This window comes from Nonomuraea sp. NPDC049269 (genome assembly GCF_043197155.1).
Lineage (GTDB): Bacteria > Actinomycetota > Actinomycetes > Streptosporangiales > Streptosporangiaceae > Nonomuraea.
The window spans coordinates 117,093-133,664 of record NZ_JBICSO010000016.1 but is presented as its reverse complement, the minus strand read 5'-3'; the positions used below and the strand labels follow the sequence as shown (position 1 = coordinate 133,664).

15 protein-coding genes are annotated in these 16,572 nt (G+C 71.3%); 4 read left to right on the top strand and 11 right to left on the bottom strand.

Annotation, left to right across the window (positions count from 1 at the left end; genetic code table 11):
• Positions 1-2: 2 nt before the first annotated feature.
• The 4 genes from ACGFNP_RS58655 to ACGFNP_RS58640 are packed head-to-tail and all read right to left on the bottom strand — an operon-like array spanning position 3 to position 4,122.
• Positions 3-1,541 carry a class I adenylate-forming enzyme family protein gene (locus tag ACGFNP_RS58655; RefSeq protein ID WP_393333509.1) on the bottom strand — a complete coding sequence of 513 codons (1,539 nt, stop codon included), beginning with the start codon at positions 1,539-1,541 and terminating at the stop codon, positions 3-5.
• A 17-nt stretch (positions 1,542-1,558) separates the two neighbouring features.
• Complete coding sequence (locus tag ACGFNP_RS58650) at positions 1,559-1,882, bottom strand: VOC family protein (protein WP_308127544.1); 324 nt, start codon at positions 1,880-1,882, stop codon at positions 1,559-1,561.
• Positions 1,879-2,238 carry a Zn-ribbon domain-containing OB-fold protein gene (locus tag ACGFNP_RS58645; RefSeq protein ID WP_214643058.1) on the bottom strand — a complete coding sequence of 120 codons (360 nt, stop codon included), beginning with the start codon at positions 2,236-2,238 and terminating at the stop codon, positions 1,879-1,881. Before ACGFNP_RS58645 ends, ACGFNP_RS58650 begins: the two co-directional genes overlap by 4 nt.
• A gap of 39 nt (positions 2,239-2,277) precedes the next feature.
• Entirely contained in the window at positions 2,278-4,122 is a 1,845-nt protein-coding gene (locus tag ACGFNP_RS58640; protein WP_393333505.1) for a protein kinase, read from the bottom strand.
• A gap of 99 nt (positions 4,123-4,221) precedes the next feature.
• Between ACGFNP_RS58640 and ACGFNP_RS58635 the strand changes: the two genes are divergently transcribed.
• Entirely contained in the window at positions 4,222-4,827 is a 606-nt protein-coding gene (locus tag ACGFNP_RS58635; RefSeq protein WP_358338704.1) for an isochorismatase family cysteine hydrolase, read from the top strand.
• On the top strand, positions 4,827-5,564 hold the full coding sequence (locus tag ACGFNP_RS58630) for an SDR family NAD(P)-dependent oxidoreductase (protein ID WP_358338920.1): 738 nt from the start codon (positions 4,827-4,829) through the stop codon (positions 5,562-5,564). The genes ACGFNP_RS58635 and ACGFNP_RS58630 overlap by 1 nt, the downstream gene beginning before the upstream one ends.
• Positions 5,565-5,575: 11 nt before the next feature.
• Here the strand turns inward: ACGFNP_RS58630 and ACGFNP_RS58625 are convergent, their stop codons facing one another.
• Entirely contained in the window at positions 5,576-6,820 is a 1,245-nt protein-coding gene (locus tag ACGFNP_RS58625; protein ID WP_393333501.1) for a serine hydrolase domain-containing protein, read from the bottom strand.
• Positions 6,821-6,857: 37 nt separating this feature from the next.
• On the opposite strand from ACGFNP_RS58625, the gene ACGFNP_RS58620 reads away from it, so the two are divergent.
• The gene (locus tag ACGFNP_RS58620; RefSeq protein ID WP_358338698.1) at positions 6,858-7,766 is read left to right on the top strand and encodes a cyclase family protein; all 909 of its coding nucleotides are present in this window, start codon (positions 6,858-6,860) and stop codon (positions 7,764-7,766) included.
• A 7-nt stretch (positions 7,767-7,773) separates the two neighbouring features.
• Here ACGFNP_RS58620 and ACGFNP_RS58615 read toward each other — a convergent pair whose 3' ends face one another.
• Positions 7,774-8,910 (bottom strand): cytochrome P450, encoded by a 1,137-nt coding sequence (locus ACGFNP_RS58615; RefSeq protein WP_393333497.1) that lies wholly within the window; start codon positions 8,908-8,910, stop codon positions 7,774-7,776.
• 109 nt (positions 8,911-9,019) lie between these two features.
• Here ACGFNP_RS58615 and ACGFNP_RS58610 point away from each other — a divergent pair, with 109 nt between their 5' ends.
• Complete coding sequence (locus tag ACGFNP_RS58610) at positions 9,020-9,631, top strand: TetR family transcriptional regulator (RefSeq protein ID WP_358338692.1); 612 nt, start codon at positions 9,020-9,022, stop codon at positions 9,629-9,631.
• On the opposite strand, the gene ACGFNP_RS58605 is transcribed toward ACGFNP_RS58610, so the two are convergent.
• From ACGFNP_RS58605 to ACGFNP_RS58585, 5 genes are all read right to left on the bottom strand, one after another.
• Entirely contained in the window at positions 9,616-11,106 is a 1,491-nt protein-coding gene (locus ACGFNP_RS58605) for an AMP-binding protein (protein ID WP_393333493.1), read from the bottom strand. The genes ACGFNP_RS58610 and ACGFNP_RS58605 overlap by 16 nt on opposite strands.
• 28 nt (positions 11,107-11,134) lie before the next feature.
• Positions 11,135-12,190 (bottom strand): LLM class flavin-dependent oxidoreductase, encoded by a 1,056-nt coding sequence (locus tag ACGFNP_RS58600; RefSeq protein ID WP_358338686.1) that lies wholly within the window; start codon positions 12,188-12,190, stop codon positions 11,135-11,137.
• A 61-nt stretch (positions 12,191-12,251) separates the two neighbouring features.
• The gene (locus tag ACGFNP_RS58595; protein WP_393333490.1) at positions 12,252-13,385 is read right to left on the bottom strand and encodes a M20 family metallopeptidase; all 1,134 of its coding nucleotides are present in this window, start codon (positions 13,383-13,385) and stop codon (positions 12,252-12,254) included.
• A gap of 84 nt (positions 13,386-13,469) precedes the next feature.
• Positions 13,470-14,909, bottom strand: coding sequence for an ATP-binding protein (locus tag ACGFNP_RS58590; protein ID WP_358338680.1), 1,440 nt, complete (start codon positions 14,907-14,909; stop codon positions 13,470-13,472).
• The gene (locus ACGFNP_RS58585) at positions 14,906-16,555 is read right to left on the bottom strand and encodes an FAD-dependent oxidoreductase (RefSeq protein WP_358338678.1); all 1,650 of its coding nucleotides are present in this window, start codon (positions 16,553-16,555) and stop codon (positions 14,906-14,908) included. Before ACGFNP_RS58585 ends, ACGFNP_RS58590 begins: the two co-directional genes overlap by 4 nt.
• Positions 16,556-16,572: the final 17 nt, after the last annotated feature.

The window sequence follows — 16,572 nt, the reverse complement described above, 5'->3', positions numbered from 1 at the left end:
GCTCAGCTCCCCAGCAGGTGGCCGTGCTGCTCTCTGATCTGTCTGCGTAAGAGCTTGCCGGGCCCGCCGGAGGCGTCCTCGAAGTGCGGCAGCGTGTCGGCCACCACGATGCGGTCCGGCCGCTGGTGCGGGGCCAGCAGGTCGTCCAGGGCGATCGCGAGCTTGGCCGCGTCGAGCGAGTGCCCGGCACGTGCCACCACGGCCAGGAGGATCCGCTGTTCGACCGCGTCCTGCCCTTCGACGTGCGCGGGCACCCCGACCGCCCCGGCCTCCGCCACGCCGTCGAGCGCGGCGGCGGCCTCCTCGACCGCGACCGGCTGGGTCCAGACGCCGCCCTTGAGAATCGCGTCCTCGCGCCGCCCGAGCACGCGCAGCACACCGTCGGGGGAGACCGAGCCGAGGTCGCCGCCGACGTACCACTCGCCGCGCAGCACCTCTGCGGTCTTGTCCGGCAGCCCGTCGTAGCCGGTCATCCGGTGCGGCCCGGCCAGGTTGATCTCGCCGACCTCGTCCACCACGCGGCGGCCCGAGGGGTCCGTGACCCGGACGGCGTTCCCGGTACGTGCCCGGCCCGACGAGCCGAGCGGCGTGGAGCCGTCGTCGACCCGGCCCATGCAGGTGTAGGGGGCCTCGGTCTGGCCGTAGTAGGAGTAGACGCCGGCGTCGGGCAGCCGCTCCTTGATCCGGCCGAGCATGGTCGCGGTCAGCGGCTCGCCGCCCAGCATGATCACCCGGATCGACGACAGGTCCACCGCCTCGTGCTCGGACGAGCCCAGCAGCGCCGCGTAGAACGACGGGATCTGCGACACGTGCGTGACCCGTTCGCGGGGTACGACGCGCAGGAAGTTCGCCGGGCCCCAGTCCTGCTCCAGCACCAGCCGCATCCCGGCGTACAGGGCGGGCCCGACGATGGCCGGGAAGCCGATGCCCCAGATGATCGCGCCCGTGCCGAACACCGCGTCCGGCCCGCGCGGCACGTCGAGCCAGATCTGCGCGGTGGCCAGCGACGAGGCGTGCGTGTGGACCACGGGCTTGGGCAGCCCGGTCGTCCCCGAGGTGTAGTAGAGCGCGAGCGGGTCGTCGTGGAAGCCCGCGAGCGGCGGCTCCTCTTCTGAAGCGTCCGAAATATCGGACGCCTTGATCCAGGTGGTGATGGCGGGCAGCGACGGCCTGATCTCCGCGACCACCCCCTCCACGGTCGAGTCGTACACGAACGCCGTGCACCCCGACCGCTCGACCACCGCGCGCAGCGTCTCCACCGGCCAGTACGGGTTCAGTGCCGCCGTCACCGCGCCGATCTTGGCCTGCGCCAGGTACACCTCCGCCACGTGCAGCGTCTCGTTCAGCAGCGCCGCCACCCGCGTGCCCGGCGTGACGCCCGCCGCGAGCAGCGCGTGCGCCCGCCGGTTGACGGTTCTGTTCAGCTCGTCGTAGGTGAAGCTCCGCTCGCCGCAGTAGGTGAGCGCCACCCGGTCGGGGGTGCTCATCGCCGCGGCGGTCAGGATCGCGTGGCCATAGTTGCCGTACGGTGATCGCGCCATCGGGGGTGCCTCCGTCGTCAGAGGGGTGAATAGAGCACGAAGACGTTTCCTGAGGGATCGCGCAGCACGGCCCGCGTTTCGTGCGGCCCGTCCTCCGGCTCGCGGACCACTTCGGCGCCGCGCGCCACCAGATCGGGTACGGACCGCCGTACGCTGTCCACCTTGAACGACGGCGCGGCCGAGGCGGTGACGTGCTCGGCGGGCCCGGCCAGCGCCACGGTGACGCCACCTCCGTTCAGCGCGGCGAACCTGTCGCCGTCGCGGAACTTCACCGGCAGCCCGTAGAAGGCGATCGCCTCGTCCAGATCGGCCACGGGTATGAGCACGTTGCCAACGATCACGCGGGCCTCCAATGCGGTAAGTCGTCCACGAACGTCACCCGCACCGGCATCCCGATGCGGACCTCCTCCGGCGCGCACCCCACGACCTGGCCGAACACACGCGCCCCCTCCGGCAGATCGACCCAGGCCAGCACGTACGGCTCACGACCCCGGTAGCCGGGCGCGAACGAGCGGTGCACCACGGTGTACGTGTGCACCACGCCCGCGCCGGAGACCGGCTCGAAGACGAGTTCGCCACCGCACCGAGGGCAGTCGGCCTCGGGGAGGTGGACCCGCCGATCGCAGGCCGTACAGCGCTGAACGACCAGCTCGCCGCGCCTGCAGGCGGCCCAGTAGGCGGAGGTGTCACAGGTCATCGCTTGCCAAGCTAGCGCACGCTTGGTTGCTCGACAAGCCTAGCCAGCGGGATCCTCGGCCGACTCACCTGAGGTCAGCTCGTCCGAGGTCAGCTCGTCCGGGGTCAGCTCGTCCGGGGTCAGCGAATCCTCGGTGAGCGAGGTCTGCGCGTCAGGGCTCGGCGAGACGAAGGCCGGGGTGCCAGCCCGCGGCGAGTCCGAGGGCAGCGCGACGGGCGGCTGGGACGGCGTCGGAGTGGTGGGCTCCGGGGTGGGCGGGCCGGCCGTCGGGCGCGAGGCGCTGGGAGTGGGGCACGGCGGCCCGTCCACGGTCACCTCGCTGACCTGGGGGCCGTTGGCCGCCGCCGGTTCGGTCAGCAGCAGGAGGCCGAAGTGCGCCTGCCGGCCGCAGCCGACCGAGCCCAGGTCGCGGGCCACGGAGTCGGTGTAGGCGGTCTGGCCGGTGAGCGTGCGGGTCTCCTTGTGTACCGTACGGGCCTGGCCGTCGCCGTCACGCCGCGTGTACGTGATGCGCAGCCGTACCGGCCCCCGGCCGTCGGCCGCCACGCGTACCGCGCCCGCCGAGCCGGTCCACCGCACGATGTCCGCCGACCGCACGGCTGGGCTGGGCAGCGTCTGGGCGGACTGCCGGGACGTCGGGGGCGCGCTGGAAACGGTGACGGGCGCGCTGGAGACAGTGGCGGGTGGTACGGGGGCGGTCGTCGCCGTCCTCACCGTGGGACGGCTGGTATCCGAGGTCCGGCGGACCGGGGTCTTGTCGTCGACCGGGCTGGGATCCACCGGTTCGGACGTCTTCGGCTGCGGCATCAGCACCGTGCCCGCGGGGCCGAGCCCGCCGGTGAGCACCACCGCGATCAGCACGGCGACCACCGCCGCGCCCGCGATCCACAGGTGCGGCGGCAGCCTGGGCACGGTGATCCGCCGGTCGCGGACGGCCCCCTGGGTGGCGGTCGGCGCGTCGGTCCTGGCCAGCGGGAAGCGGAGCGCGAGCAGCGTGGCCAGCTCGCCGAGGTGGCGGCGCCCGCGCTTCTCCCAGTCCGGGCCGTAGGCGGCGACCGCGTCCTCCTCCAGTTCCGCCGCGAACTGCCGGGCGGAGGCGTACCTGACCGCCGGGTCCTTGGCCAGCCCGCGCCTGAGCAGGTCGCGCAGCGAGTCGGGGGCGACCTCCAGCGGCACCGGCTCGACCAGGTGCTTGTCCCGCAGCGAGGGGACGTCCTCCGCTTTGTACGGCGGCCGTCCTTTGACGGTCTCGAACAGCAGGCACGCCGCCGCGTAGAGGTCCGCGGGCGGCCCCGCCTCCCCCCGCGTCCACAGCTCGGGCGACATGTACGGCGGGCTGCCCGCGGGCACCCCCGGCTCCTCGGCATGAACCACCACGCCGAAGTCGGTCAGCTTGCTCGTGCCGTCCGCCTGGACCAGCAGGTTCTCCGGTTTGACGTCCCGGTGCGGCACGCCCTTCCCGTGGGCCACGGCCAGCGCCGACAGCGTGCTCTTCAGCACCGCCAGCGCCGCCTCCGGGCTGGTCCTGCCGTGCTCGGCCAGGATGGTACGCAGCGACACCCCGTCGACCAGCTCCATCACCACCGCGGCCCTGGTCGGGGTCTCCACGTACTCGTAGAGCTGGACCACGTTCGGGTCGTCGAGCTCCACCAGAGAGGGGGCGTCCACCCGGAAGCGGTCCATGAACTCGGTGTCCCGGCGCAGGGTCGCGTTCAGGTATTTGATCGCGACATAAGCCCCGGTGGCCTGGTAGGTGGCGAGGAACACGCGGCCCGTGTGCCCCGCGCCGAGCTGGCGTACTTCTCGGTAACCAGGGACCAAAGCGAACCCCCATAACGCAGCCGTCTCCCGTTCGACGGTCTCATCCGGGGTCCCGGTTGTCACGGGTCAAGATATTTCGCGATGTGTCAGGTGATTATCACGGTCGGTTGCCGGGTGATATGTTCGTGGCCAAGCAAGCGCTCGGCTAACTGGAGGCGCCGGATGGAGCGTACGGCCGTGCTGGTCATGGAGATGCAGCGGGGCGTCGTCGGCGATCTAACGAAATTTCCGGACCTGGTGGCTGTGTGCCGGCGGCGTGACGTGGTGGGCAACGCCGCCTCCGTGCTCCAGGCGGCCAGGGCGGCCGGCCTCCCGGTGATCCACTGCACCGCCGCCTTCCGCCCCGACCGGGCCGGCTCCCACACCCGCAACAGCCCGTTCATCACCGCCCTGCTCAAGGACCCCGACCACATGCTGGAGGGCACGCCCGCAGTGGAGGTGCTGCCCGAGCTGCTGGACGACTCCGACCTGGAGAGCCGGCGCCACCACGGGTTCTCCCCGTTCACCGGCACCTCCCTCGACATGACGCTGCGCTCACTGTCCGTCTCGCACGTGGTGGCCGTCGGGCTCTCGCTCAACCTGGGCATCACCGGGCTGGCCCTGGAGGCGGTCAACCTCGGCTACCGGGTCACCGTGGTGACCGACGCCGTCGCGGGCGTACCGGACGGCTACGCGGTGGCCGTACTGAAGTACACGATCGGCCTGCTGGCCACCCGCGTCACCGCCGCCGCACTCGTCGAGGAGTGGAAGGCCGGGGACGCGCGGTGATGGAGGGGATGCGGCTCGACGGGCGCGCGGCCGTCGTGACCGGGGGAGCGGGCGCGATCGGCGCGGCCATCGCCGCGGACCTCGCCGCGCTGGGCGCCCGGGTGATGGTCGCCGACGTGGACCTGCCGGGAGCAGAGAAGGTGGCCGGTGGGCTGCCGGGAGCCGCCGCGCTGGCCGTCGACCTCGCCTCGCCGCCGTCCATCGAGCGGTTCTGCGGCGCGGCCGGGCAGGCCGACATCCTCGTGCACAACGCCGGGGTGTCGATCGTCGAGCCGTTCGTCGCGAGCGACCCGGCGAACTGGGATCTCATGTGGCAGGTCAACCTGCGCGGCCCGATGCTGCTGACCAAGCTGCTGCTGCCGGGCATGCTGGAGCGGGGGTGGGGGCGGCTGGTGTTCATCTCGTCGGACGGCGCCAGGGCCGGCTCCGGCGGCGAAGGCGCCTACGCGGCGACCAAGGCGGGGCTGTTCGGCCTGGCCAAGACGCTCGCCCGCGAGGCGGCCAGGGCGCACGTCACCGCCAACGTGGTCTGCCCGGGCCCCACGGACACGCCGATGCTCCGGCGCGTCTCCGCGGCCGAGCCAGGGCTGGTCGACAAGATCGTCAGGACCGTACCGCTGCGCCGCCTCGGCACGCCCGCCGACGTGGCGGGCCTTGTCGCCTACCTGTGCACGGAACGCGCCGCCTACATCACCGGCCAGACGCTGTCGGTCAGCGGCGGCGTGACCATGCAGTGACGCCCGTGCGGTCATATCGAACGGTAGACGGCCTCCATGAGCCGGATCGCCCGCAGGTTGCCGGAGAAGGCGTCGGCCATCCTGTTCATGACATAGCCCGCGGCCAATCCGTGCTCCGGATCGGCCAGCCCCATGGAGCCGCCCATGCCCGTGTGCCCGAACGCGGTCGCGGACGGCAGGAAGAACGTCATGCCCGGCCGCATGAAGCCGAGCCCGAACGAGCTGTCCAGCAGCAGGACCCGGTCGGGACCCGTCACGCGGGGACGGATGGCGTCCTCCAGCGTCTCCGGGCGCAGCAGTTCGCACGCCAGCAGCGCGCGGTAGAACGCCGCCAGCGACCTGGCCGTGGTGACCATGCCCGCGGCGGGCCAGCCGGCGCGCAGGATCACCGGGTGGTTGGCGCCGCCTTTCAGGTCCTGGATGCGCGGATTGCCCAGGGCGCGGTTCATCAGGCTGCCGGGATCCTGGGCCGCCATGGCGATCGCGGTGATCGGATCCTTCGGCGGCCCGATGGGCGTCGCGGCGGGGACAGGGGCGCTGGGCGCCACAGGGGCGCCGGGCGCGCGGCTGGGCGCGCCGTCGCCCTTGCCCGTCTCGCTGCCCGTCTCGCTGCCCGTCTCGCTGCCGGGCGGGGGTCCGGCCGTCAGGCGGGCCGCCTTGGCGATCACGTCGTCCGGCGCCCCGATCCACAGGTCCAGCCCGAGCGGCCCGGAGATCTCCGCCGCGACCAGCTCACCCACCGACTTTCCCGTCAGCCGGCGCACGACCTCGCCCACCAGGAAGCCGTAGGTCAGCGCGTGGTAGCCGTGCGCCGACCCCGGCTGCCAGATCGTCCGCTGCCCGGCCAGGCGCGCCGCGATCGCCGGCAGATCCTCGAACTCCTCCACCGGTACCGGCTCGTCCAGCGCGGGCAGCCCGGCCTGGTGGCTGAGCAGGTGCTCGACGGTGATGGTCTGCTTACCCTGTCCACCGAACTCCGGCCACACCTCGGCGACCGGCGCGGTCACGTCCACCAGGCCGCGCTCGGCGAGCTGCAGCAGCACGGTCGCGGTGACCGCCTTGGTGCACGAGTACGCGAACACGGGCGTGTCCCGCTCCCACGGCCGCCCCGTGCGGCGGTCGGCCACGCCGTCCCACAGATCCACGACCAGCTCGCCGTCGAGGTAGACCGCGAACGCGGCCCCCAGCTCGGCACCATCGGCGAAATTCCGCTCGAACACCTCGCGCACACGGGAGAACCGGGGATCACAGTGCATCCAGACCTCCGACAGGAAGCAGAAAGGGAGCGCTTACGTGCCAGCCGAGCCTAACAATTGGGGACGTTTCGGCCCAGAGGATCAACGAGGCACTCTGAACCTGCTCACCGGCGACGTCGTGCTGAGGGCCCTGGCCGCCGCGCGCACCGGCCAGGTGCTCAGCCTGTCCATGCCGATCAGGGGCGCCACGTCGTCGCCCGCCCCCACGACGGTGCCGCACCTGCGGGGCCGTCCCCTGCCGCAGCACTTCATGTCGGTCGACGGCGGCGACTACGCGGCCGGCGCCCGGCCGGTGGGCGCCGGGCTGCGGATGGCCGACGACGCGCTGATCGTCACCCACCACGGCACGACCACGCACATGGACGCGCTCTGCCACATGTGGTCGGGCGACGAGCTCTACAACGGCCACCCCGCCGCCCGCGTACGCTCCTACGGCGCCACCCGGTGCGGCATCGAGCAGGTCGGCGGAGTCGTCGCCCGGGGCGTCCTGTTCGACGTGCCCCGCCATCTCGGGCTCGACCACCTGCCCGCCGACTTCCGCATCCCGGCGCAGTTGCTGGCGGAGATCGCCGTGCCGCGCGCGGGCGACGTCGCGGTGATCCGTACCGGCTGGCCCGCCGTATGGGAGCGCTCGCACGAGGAGTACTGGTCGGGCCAGCCGGGGCTGTCGGCCGGCGCGGGGCGCTGGCTGGCGTCGATGGACGTCTCGGCCGTGGCCGCCGACAACGCGGCGATCGGCGGGCTGAACGACCGCCAGCTCGCCGACGAGCCGCTCGACGACGACCTGCACCTCATCCTGCTGCACCGGCACGGCATCCACCTGATCGAGATGCTCTGGCTGGAGGAGCTGAGTGCGGCGGGTCGTACGGAGTTCGTCTTCGTCGCGGCCCCGCTCAGGATCGAGGGCGGGACCGGGAGCCCGCTCAACCCGCTGGCGATCCTCTGAGCCCCGGCTACCAGGTGACCGGGAGGCTCTCCACGCCGTAGACCGCCGCGCGCTCCTTCAGCGGCACCTCGGAGGCGGGCACGGCCAGCCGCAGGCCGGGGAAGCGTTCGAAGAGCCTGCGGTAGCCGATGCGCATCTCGACCCTGGCCAGCTGCTGCCCCAGGCACTGGTGCACGCCGTGCCCGAAGGCCAGGTGCCGCCGCGCCTCGGCCCGGTCGAGCCGCAGCTCGTCCGGATCGGCGAACTGGCCCGGGTCCCGGTTGATCGCCGGCAGCGACAGCGCGACCGACTCGCCCTTCCTGACCAGCTCGCCCGCCACCTCCACGTCCTCCAGCGCGACCCGGCTCGGCGCGCCCACGTGCAGGATCGACAGCCAGCGCATCAGCTCCTCGATCGCGTTGCCACTGTCGAGCAAGGCCCGCTGCTCCGGGTGCTCCAGCAGCGCGAAGACGCCCAGGCCCAGCATGTTCGCGGTGGTTTCGTGGCCGGCGATGAGCATGATCAGCGCGAGGTTCGTCAGCTCCTCGTCACTGAGGTCGCCGGTCAGGCCGCTGATCAGGTCGTCGCCCGGTTCGGCGCGCTTGCGTCGTACGAGCTCGCCCAGGTAGCCGGCGAGCGCCGCCAGCTCCGACACGCCCTCCTCGTCGAGGGCGACGAACCGCGCGGTCATCTCCTGGAAGAACTCATGATCCTCGTACGGCACGCCGAGCAACTCGCAGATGACCAGCGACGGGATCGGCAGCGCGTACGCCCGCACCAGGTCCACGGGCGGCCCCGAGACGGCCATCGCGTCGAGATGCTCGGCGGCGATCTCCTCGATCCGGGGCTCCAGCAGCCGCATCCTGCGGACCGTGAACTGGCCGGTGAGCAGGCGCCGGTAGCGGGTGTGCTCGGGCGGGTCGGTCGTCACGAACATGCCAGGGGGAGCGGGCTGGTCCTGGCCGAACTGCGAGGTCGCGCGTACGGCGCTGTGCTTGAGCTCCTGGCGGTTGCTGAACCGGGGATCGCTCAGCACGATCCGCGCGGCCTCGAAGCCCGTCGCCAGCCAGCCCGCGTGCCCGTCCGGGTAGTCCAGGCGCGACAAAGGCGGCAGCTTGGCCAGCTCGGGAGGCGGGTCGAAGGGGCATCCGGGGGTTCTGTCCATGGGAAGTTGCATATTTTGAGAGTAGACTCCTATTTGAGAGTTGTATAGCAGATAGAGGTGATCTCTTGTGAGTAGACGACTCTGTGCCGAAACCCCGACAATCAGTGACATGAGCGATCGACCGGTGCAGGGTCTGCGGGAGCGGAAGAAGGCCAGGACGAGGGCGCTGATCCAGAAGGAGGCGCTACGGCTGTTCCGCGAGCAGGGCTACAGCGAGACCACGGTCGAGCAGATCGCCGAGGCGGCGGAGGTGGCGCCCAGCACGGTGTTCCGCTATTTCGCCACGAAGGAGGAGCTGGTGTTCATCGACCAGTTCCCGCCCTTCGCCGAGGCCCTGAACGCGGCTCCGGCCGAGCTGAACCCGATACGCGCGGTCCGCGTCGCCATGCGGGAGGTGACGGCGGGCCAGTCGGCCGAGGAGATCGCCGAGGGGGTGGAACGGGAGCGGCTCATGCTCACGGTGCCCGAGCTGTGGGCGGCGAGCCTGGAGAACATCACCGGGACGCTCAGGACGATGCAGGAGATCCTGGCCAGGCGGGCGGGGCGCGCCACGTCCGATCCGGAGATCCGGAACATCACGGGGGCGATCGCCGGGGTGATGATCGCGGTCTGGTTCGACTGGGTGAAGAACCCCGTGATGGACGGGCCCGCCGAGGTCGACAAGGCCCTGGCCCACCTGGAGGCGGGGTTGTGCCTGGAGCCCGGTCAGGCGCCCGGGTAGTTGCCGCCGCCGTGGGCGGCGTCCAGGGCGTCGTAGTCGGGGGTGAAGCCGCGCTTGGGTATCGCGTCGACGAACGCCACCTCACGCGGCTTCTTGTAGGAGGCGAGAGCGTCCTTGACGTGGTCGATGAGGTCGTCGGCCGTCGCCTCGGCACCCTCCTTGAGCGCCACCACCGCCTTGACCGCCTGGTGCCAGGTGGCGTCGGGGACACCGATCACGGCGGCGTCGGCGACGGCCGGGTGGGCCTTGAGCGCGCGTTCGACCTCGGCCGGGTAGACGTTCTCGGCGCCCGACTTGATCATGCGGAGCCGGGGGCCGATGAAGGTGATCGTGCCGTCGGGCTCGCGCCGGCCGAGGTCGCCGGTGTGATGCCAGCCGTACGCCGACTTAACCGCATTTAAGTCGGGCCGGGCGAAATATCCGGAAAAGAGGGTCTTGCCGCGGGCGCAGATCTCGCCCACCTCGCCCGCCGGCACCTCGCTGCCGTCGGGGGCCAGGATGCGGACCTGGGCCAGCGGGGACGGCCGGCCGGCGAACCCGGCGGCGCCCGGCGCCAGGCCGAGGAAGGTGAGCATGCCGCCGACCTCCGTCTGCCCGTAGCCGCCCATCTTGGACCGGCACCAGGGGGAGTCGTCCACGGTGATCATCGCGTCCCATTCCGCGGAGTGCGAGACGAACCGCAGCGACGACAGGTCGTACTTGCCGCCGGTGTTCGCCTTCGTCACGGCGTCGATCATCGGGCCGAACAGGAACGCCTGCGTGACCCGCTCGGCGTCGATCAGGCGGCAGACCTCCTCGGCGTCGAAGGCGGGGGTGAAGACGTTCGTACCGCCGATCTGGAGGGTGGCCAGGCAGAACATCATCGTGCCCACGTGGAAGAGCGGCCCGTTGTTGAGGAAGGTGAAGCCGGGCTCCATCTGGCGCACCACCAGCAGGGACACGCTGTGGGCCAGCAGGGCCGCGCTGCTGAGGAGGGCCGCGTTGGGGCGGCCGTCGAAGGCGGCGGTGTAGAGGGCCAGCACCGGCTCGGTGTCCTCGGCGGGCGGGAAGTCCCTGGGGGAGCCGCTCGCGACGAGCCGCTCGTACTCCTCTCCGGTCCGCACCCAGAGCGCGGTGCCGCTCTCCAGGGCGTCGGTGGCGTCGGACGGCTCCCGGACGACCACGCGCGGCGCCAGGTCCTCGACCACGAAGCGCAGCTCGTCCGCCGACTGCCGCCAGTTGGCCGGGCAGAAGATCGCCCCCAGCCGCGAGCACGCCAGCAGCAGTTCCAGCACCGCGTGGGAGTTCTGCCCCAGCCAGAGCACGCGTTCGCCGGGCGCCACGCCCGCGGCGGCGAGGGCGTCCGCGAGGCGGGAGACCCGGGCGTCCAGCTCGGGATAGGTGAGACGCGTTTCCCCGTCCACCACCGCCGTCACCTGGGGGCGGCTGCGCGCGTGCTCGGCGAGTACGTCGGACAGCGACAGGCTGTGGATCATCGCTTCTCCTGCGGCGTCGGTGGAAAAGTCAGTGGAATGCGGGCATGACCTCGGCGGCGAAGAACCGCATGACCTTCTTCATCTCCTCCAGCGGCATCGGCCGGGTGCTGCCGAAGTCGCAGAGCAGGTTGGCGAACCCGGCCTCCCGCAGCAGCGAGATCTGGTCGATGACCCGCGCCGGGTCGCCGATCACCTCAAGCTGCTCCCAGCGGAAGTCGGCCGAGACGGAGCCGCCCTTGAGATAGCGGTCCTGGTAGTACTCGAAGCCCTGCGCGGCCTTGCCCGTCTTCGGGTCGATCGGCGCGCTGCGCTCGTTGAAGATCCGCGACCGGTCGAACGACGCCTCGAACCTGGCCTGGTCCTCGCGGGCCTGCTCGACGGTCGGCGCCACGTAGACGCTCCGCGCCACCACCAGCTCGGCGCCGCCCGCGTGCCCCGCCTGGGCGGCGGTCTCCTGCCAGGTCTCGGCCGCCTTGACGACCTTGCGGAACGTCGCCGCCGGGTCGGCCAGGATGGGCAGCCCGCGCTCGCCGTACATGGTGACGGTCTCGGGGGAGACGGCGGCGACATGGATCGGCGGGTGCGGCGTCTGGAGGGGGCGCGGTGTCAGCGACACCTCGGCGCCGGTCTTGTAGAACTTGCCCTCGTGCTGGAAGGCCTCCTCGGTCCACAGGCCGAGGATCACCTCCAGCGCCTCGTTGAACCGGTCGCGCGCCTCGGCCAGGTCGATGCCGAAGCCCTCGAACTCGAAGCTCTGGTAGCCACGCCCGATCCCGAGATCCAGCCGTCCGCCCGAGAGCACGTCCACCAGCGCGGCCTCCTCGGCCACGTGGACCGGGTTGTGCAGGGGCAGCACCACGATGCCCGTGCCCAGGCGGATGCGCGAGGTGCGGGCGGCCGCGTGGGCGAGCAGCGTGAACAGGTTCGGCACGACGCCGTAGTCGCGGAAGTGGTGCTCGGCCAGCCGTACCCCGTCGAACCCCAGTTCCTCGGCCAGCTCGATGAGCTCCAGGTGGTAGTCGTAGACGTCCTTGAAGCTCTGGCCGTCGAACCGGTGGAAGAGGTGGAAGGTCGAGAACTTCATGCGGCGGCCCCTCAGTGGTAAACCAAGCGCTCGCTTGGGACATTACCACGGGCCGTGTTTCCTAGGCGAGGGCCGTGAGCAGCCCCATCGTCAGCGCGGTGCGCTCGGGAATGTGCTCGATCAGCACGTGCTCGTGCCGCGCGTGCGCGCCGTCGCCGACCGCGCCCATGCCGTCGAGCACCGGCCGCCCCAGCGCGGAGATGAAGTTGCCGTCGCTGGCCCCGCCGACCGCCGTCTGCTCCAGCACCCAGCCGAACCCGGCCGCGACCGCCCACGCCTGCTCGAACAGGTGCTGCGAGTGCGGATTGGGCGTCATGGGCGGCCGGTTCCAGCCGCCGGTGACCTTGACCGACACCCGCGGGTCCGAGGCGCGCAGGCCGGCGAACACCTCGTCGATGCGCGCCATCTCCGGCGCCCGCGCGACCCGGACGTCGATGCCGCAGGTGGCGCGGCCCGCCGCGACGTTGCGCCCGGTGCCGCCGCTGATCAGCCCGACGTTCAGCGTGGTGCCGAGCTCCCGCGCACCGGATCCGGCGAGCTGGGTGACGAGCTCGGCCAGCGCGTGAATGGCGCTCGCGCCCGAGTCGGGGTCGAGCCCGGCGTGCGCCTCGACGCCGGTGACCGTCACCTCGAACAGCCCGACGCCCTTGCGCGCCGTCTTGAGCACGCCGTCCAGCGACGCCTCGAAGACCAGACTCGCCAGCGCGTCCGCGCTGGCGGCCTCGATGTGCCGTCGGGAGAACAGGCTGCCGATCTCCTCGTCGCCGTTGAACAGGTACTTCACGCTCGGGTGCGGCAGGCCGAGCTCGCGCAGCCCGCGCAGCGCCCAGATCGCCTGCACGAGCCCGGTCTTCATGTCGAACACGCCCGGCCCGGTGATCTTGCCGTCCAGCACGGTGAACGGCCACTCCGCGAGCGTCCCGGTCGGCCAGACGGTGTCGTAATGGCTGAGCATGAGCACGGTGCCGGGCGCGGTGCCCTGGTAGCTCAGCTCCAGGACGTCGCCGTACTGGCCGCCGTCGTGCACGACCACCTGGTCCGGCACGCCGAGCCGCTCCTCCACCAGGGCCCGGACGGCGGCGAGCCCCTGGGTGAGCATGGCCTTGTCGTAGCTGTAGGTCTCCAGCTCGACGAGCGTCCTGAGATCGTCGAGCATCGCGGGCAGGGCTTTGCTGGTCCAGCGCGTGATGGGCACGTAAATCCTTTATCCAAGGGAGGAGACCCTGACACGCGAGGCGCGTGTGAGAGTTACCACCCCTGACCTTTACCCGGTCGGCTTTTACGCGGCCGGGGACGACGCGACCGCCGCGGACTCGCGCAGCGGCAGCCGTACCTCGAACCAGGTGTCGCCGGGCGCCGACCGCGCCTTGAGCTCGCCGCCGTGCCGTCCGGCCACGATCCGGTAGGAGATGTCGAGCCCGAGGCCGGTGCCCTGGCCGACGGTCTTCGTGGTGAAGAACGGCTCGAAGATCCGGTCCTTGATCGCGTCCGGCACACCGGGGCCGGTGTCGCCGATCTCGATGATCGCCTCGTCCTCGTCGTGCGCGGTGCGGATGGTCAGCGTGCCCTCTCCGTCCATCGCGTCGAGCGCGTTGTGGATGAGGTTCGTCCACACCTGGTTGAGCTCGCCGGCGTAGGCGGGGATCGGCGGCAGCGTCCGGTCGTAGTCGGTGACCACGGTGATGCCGGGCGGGATCTTGCCGCGGAAGATGGCGATCGTGCTGTCCAGCAGGTCGTGCACGTCACAGACCTGGAACGGCGCGCGGTCCATCTGCGAGTACTGCTTGGCCGAGGCGAGCAGCGAGGTGATCCGCTCGGTCGCCTCGGTCACCTCGCCGAGCATCTGCGAGATCTCGATGGCCTCGGCCAGCCAGTGCAGCGCGGCGCCCGTGTGCTCCTCGCCCACCTTCTTGTGCACCTTCTCCAGGTGCACGCGGCCGAATCCGGCGTTGACCAGCGCCGGTGCCAGCTCCCACGCGTCCTCCACGCCGAGCTCGTCCAGGGCCTCGCCCAGGTCGTCCTCCGCGTCGGAGATCTCCATCGGGGTGCGCGGGGGCAGCTTGCCGACGGCCGCGGTGCAGTTCTCCTGCATCTCGATCAGGGCCCGCAGCCGCTCCGGCGGTATGCCGTCCTCGGCGAGCTGGGCCAGCTGCATGCGGGAGGTCCTGATCAGCTTGCGCAGCTCGCTCACCGCCCGTACGGCCGCCGCCGACGGGTTGTTCAGCTCATGGGTGAGCCCGGCGGTGATCGTGCCGAGCGCGGTCAGCCGCTGGCGCCGGTCGATGACCTCCCGCTGCATGCGGCCGCCCGACATCATGCCGTCGAGCAGGTGCATCGCCATCGGGAACCACTCGGCCACGATGTGCGCGAACTTCCTGGCCGGCAGCAGGAACATCCGGGAGGGCGCGGTGGCCCGCAGGCTGTGCTGGTAGCGGTCCGGTGCCCGATCGCCGAGATAGGCGCTGGTGGCCCCGCCGTACACGCCCGGCTGGGAGCTCCGCGGCATGGCGACGGTCCCGGCCGTGACCGTCTCCTGGATCATCTGGATCTCGCCCTCGACCAGTACGGCGAAGCACTCCGCCGGGTCGCCCTGCTGGAGGATGATCTCGTCCTGCGCGTAGGACCGCATGGCACCGCTGAGGGCCAGCTTGGTGAGCTGCTCGTCCGTCAGGCGCTCGAACAGGAAGAGCTTGCGGAGTTCGTCGATGTCGATGGTCATTGCTTCTCCAGGTAACGATGCACGAGCGCGACTGCCATCGCGCCTTCACCGACGGCGGAGGCCACCCGCTTGATCGACTCGGCCCGTACGTCACCCGCCGCCAGCACTCCCGGCACGTTCGTCTCCAGGAAGTACGGCTCGCGCCTGAGCGTCCAGTTGCGCGGCCGCTTGCCGCCCTGCACCAGGTCCGGCCCGGTCAGCACGAACCCCTTGGCGTCGCGTTCGATCGTGTCGCCGAGCCAGGAGGTGAAGGGCTCGGCGCCGATGAACACGAACAGCCACTGCGTCTCGACCACCTGCTCCTCGCCCTTCGTGGAGAGCGTGAGGCGCTCCAGGTGCCCGTCGCCGGCGCCGCCGGTGACCTGCGTCTGGTAGTGCACCTCGATGTTCGGGATCGCGGCGATCTGCTCGATGAGGTAGTGCGACATGGACTTCTCCAAACCGTCACCTCTCACCAACAAATGAACCGTGCTCGCAAATCCCGACAGGTAGACCGCCGCCTGACCGGCCGAGTTGGCCGCGCCGACGATGTAGACCTCGCTGTCCTTGCAGGAGGGCGCCTCCGTCAGCGCCGCGCCGTAGAAGACGCCCCTGCCCACCATTTCGTCCAGGCCCGGCGCGTCCAGGCGGCGGTAGGTGACCCCGGTCGCCAGGATCACCGCGTGCGCGGCGATCTCGCCGCCCTCCCTGAACCCGACCACCCTGGCCTGCCCCCGGGGCTCCAGATGGCTGACCTTCTGCGCGCTCAGCAGCTCGGCCCCGAACTTCAGCGCCTGCCTGCGCGCCCGGTCGGTCAGTTGCTGGCCGGACACGCCGTCGGGGAAGCCCAGGTAGTTCTCGATCCTCGAGCTCTGGCCCGCCTGCCCGCCGGAGGCGTGCGCCTCGATCAGCACGGTGTTGAGCCCCTCAGAGGCGCCGTACACCGCCGCGCCCAGCCCGGCGGGGCCGCCGCCGATGACGATCAGGTCGTAGAAGTCGGTGGCCGGCGTGGTCGACAGGCCCACGGCCGCCGCGAGCGAGGCCTGGTCGGGCGACTGCATCGAGACGCCGTCGGCGGTGACCACGAGCGGCAGCCGGCAGTCCGCGCCGACCGCCGCCACGAGCTCGGCGCCCTCCGGGTCCTCGGCCAGCATCCACTGGTACGGCACGTGGCTGCGGGCCAGGAACTCACGCACCTTGTACGACGGCGCCGACCACCGATCGCCCACCACCCGCAGTTCGGCGACCTCGGCGCGATCGGTGCGGTGCCAGGCGTCGAGCTGGCCGTCGATCACCGGATAGAACTTCTCCTCCGGCGGATCCCACGGCTTGAGCAGATAGTGGTCAAGGTCCACCACGTTGATCGCCTGGATGGCGGCGTCGGTGTCCGCGTAGGCGGTCAGGAGCACCCGGCGCGCGTAGGGATACATGTCCATCGCGGCCTCAAGGAACTGCACCCCGTTCATCTGCGGCATCCGGTAGTCGGCCAGGATCGCGGCCACGTCGTCACCGCGCAGCCGCATTTCCTTCACGGCCTCCATGCCCTGGTCCGCGGCCTCCGCCCGGACGATTCTGTACTGCTGGCCGTAGCGGCGTCTCAGGTCACGGGCGACCGCCCGCGATACGCCTGGGTCGTCGTCCACCGTCACGATGACCGGCTTGTCCATGGCCCTGCCTTCCCCAC

What these genes read in the sequence shown, in the direction of transcription:
- ACGFNP_RS58655 (WP_393333509.1), bottom strand. Translation starts at nt 1,541, where the DNA reads ATGGCGCGATCACCGTACGGCAACTATGGCCACGCGATCCTGACCGCC.
- ACGFNP_RS58645 (WP_214643058.1), bottom strand. Translation starts at nt 2,238, where the DNA reads ATGACCTGTGACACCTCCGCCTACTGGGCCGCCTGCAGGCGCGGCGAG.
- ACGFNP_RS58635 (WP_358338704.1), top strand. Translation starts at nt 4,222, where the DNA reads ATGGAGCGTACGGCCGTGCTGGTCATGGAGATGCAGCGGGGCGTCGTC.
- ACGFNP_RS58630 (WP_358338920.1), top strand. Translation starts at nt 4,827, where the DNA reads ATGGAGGGGATGCGGCTCGACGGGCGCGCGGCCGTCGTGACCGGGGGA.
- ACGFNP_RS58625 (WP_393333501.1), bottom strand. Translation starts at nt 6,820, where the DNA reads ATGCACTGTGATCCCCGGTTCTCCCGTGTGCGCGAGGTGTTCGAGCGG.
- ACGFNP_RS58615 (WP_393333497.1), bottom strand. Translation starts at nt 8,910, where the DNA reads ATGGACAGAACCCCCGGATGCCCCTTCGACCCGCCTCCCGAGCTGGCC.
- ACGFNP_RS58610 (WP_358338692.1), top strand. Translation starts at nt 9,020, where the DNA reads ATGAGCGATCGACCGGTGCAGGGTCTGCGGGAGCGGAAGAAGGCCAGG.
- ACGFNP_RS58605 (WP_393333493.1), bottom strand. Translation starts at nt 11,106, where the DNA reads ATGATCCACAGCCTGTCGCTGTCCGACGTACTCGCCGAGCACGCGCGC.
- ACGFNP_RS58600 (WP_358338686.1), bottom strand. Translation starts at nt 12,190, where the DNA reads ATGAAGTTCTCGACCTTCCACCTCTTCCACCGGTTCGACGGCCAGAGC.
- ACGFNP_RS58590 (WP_358338680.1), bottom strand. Translation starts at nt 14,909, where the DNA reads ATGACCATCGACATCGACGAACTCCGCAAGCTCTTCCTGTTCGAGCGC.
- ACGFNP_RS58585 (WP_358338678.1), bottom strand. Translation starts at nt 16,555, where the DNA reads ATGGACAAGCCGGTCATCGTGACGGTGGACGACGACCCAGGCGTATCG.